Genomic DNA, 1,616 nt, shown 5'->3' with positions numbered 1-1,616 from the left:
CCAGCCGTGCCTCCATCTCGGCGCTGCGGGCCGCGGCCACCGCCTCGGCTGCCAGTGTGCGTTCGCCCGAATCGACCTCGCCGGTCGGTTCTTCGGTGCCCTCACCCTGGGCGAGTGCCAGACGTTGTTCGAGTTCGTCGAGTTTCGCGACCGTCTCGGCGCGGCCGGTCTCGACGAAGTTGCGCTGCCGGGTGAGCCGGTCGGCCTCGGCCTGCGCCGCGCGGATCTCCTGTCCGAGCCGGGCGAGATGTTCGTATGCCCCGCCCACGGCGCTGTCGGACTCGTGCAGCGCAGCGAGTGCCTGTTCGGCGGCTTCCCGGCGCTGTTGCTGTTCGGCCAACGCACCCTGCAGGGCGGCGGCAAGTTCTTCGACCCGCCGGCGGGTGGCGGCGAGGTCGGTGGTCGCGGTGTCGATCGCCGACTGGACCTCCAACGTCGACGGCCGGTGTGATGATCCGCCTTCGATGGTCGCGCGGGACACCCGGTCGCCGTCGCCGGTGACCGCGCGCACGCCGAGCGCTCCGGCCACCTCGACGGCGGCCTCGGTGCTGTCCACCAGGACGGTGTCGGCGAGGATCAGCTCGATCGCGGCCCGGACGGACGGCGCGCAGGTCACCACCGACGACGCCCACACCGCTCCGTCGGGAAGCGGGTCGGTGCGTGGTGAGGGAGTGTGGGTCAGGCCGCCGACGATCATCGACGCCCGGCCACCGTCACCGGCTTTGAGCAACTCGAGGGCGCGCAGCGCCGACGACGGATCGGCGGCGGCGATCGCATCGACCGCACCGCCGAGCGCACCGGCGATCGCGGTCTCGTAGCCGGCGTCGACGGTCAACAGCTCCGACATGGGACCGAGGAGTCCGTCGGCCACATTCTCCATCAGCCAGGCACCGCCGTCGCCTCGCTCGAGGCCCACCGACAGGGCTTCGATGCGCGCGGTCAACGACGCGATCCGCTGTTCGGCCTCGCGTTCCTCGGCCTGCAGTGTCGCGACACGCTCGTTCGACAGGTTGAGCGCGCTGACACAGCGCTCGTGGTGTTCGTCGAGGCCCTTCTCCGAGGCTTCGAGTTCACCCAACGACTCGGCCACCTCGTCCTGCTGGGTTTGCGCGATCTGCGAACGCTCGACCGCGGCGGCGATGGCCTCGGTCAGACGTGTGGTCTCGGCGTCGACCGAATCGGCCTTGGTCCGCAGATTGTCGACCTGCCCTTCGAGGCGTGCGAGGCCCTCCCGACGGTCGGCGATCGCCCGCACCGCGGCCAGATGCGCCTGCTCTGCCGCTGCGGCAGCCCGTTCGCGTTGCGCCAGTTCGTCTTTGGCGCCTTCAAGGAACTCGGCGGCGCTTTCCACCGCGGCCGTCATCTCCGCCTCGGTCTCGGCGGCCTCGTCGGCCTGGCGTTCGAGGTCCTCGGGGTCGGGACCGCTGGACGCGGTGACCGGTTCGTCGAGATAACGGCTGCGTTCGGTGGCGACGCGGGCGGTGGCGTCGACCCGCTCGGCCAATGCCGAGAGCGTGAACCATGCCTGACCGGCGGCCTCTGCGGCGGGCACCACCTGTGCGAGATGCTCTTCGTGATCGGCGAGTTCACCCGACACGGCATCGAGTTCGGCGGAG

At 70.9% G+C, this 1,616-nt stretch carries 1 pseudogene; it reads right to left on the bottom strand.

Features of this window, described 5'->3' with window-relative positions:
* Positions 1–1,616 (bottom strand): annotated as a pseudogene (locus B1964_RS08170) (chromosome segregation protein SMC); the annotation flags it as partial.

It is taken from the genome of Gordonia sp. i37, assembly GCF_002043085.1.
Taxonomy (GTDB): domain Bacteria; phylum Actinomycetota; class Actinomycetes; order Mycobacteriales; family Mycobacteriaceae; genus Gordonia; species Gordonia polyisoprenivorans.
The sequence above is the reverse complement of the archived record's forward strand: the minus strand, read 5'-3'. Positions and strand labels throughout refer to the sequence as shown.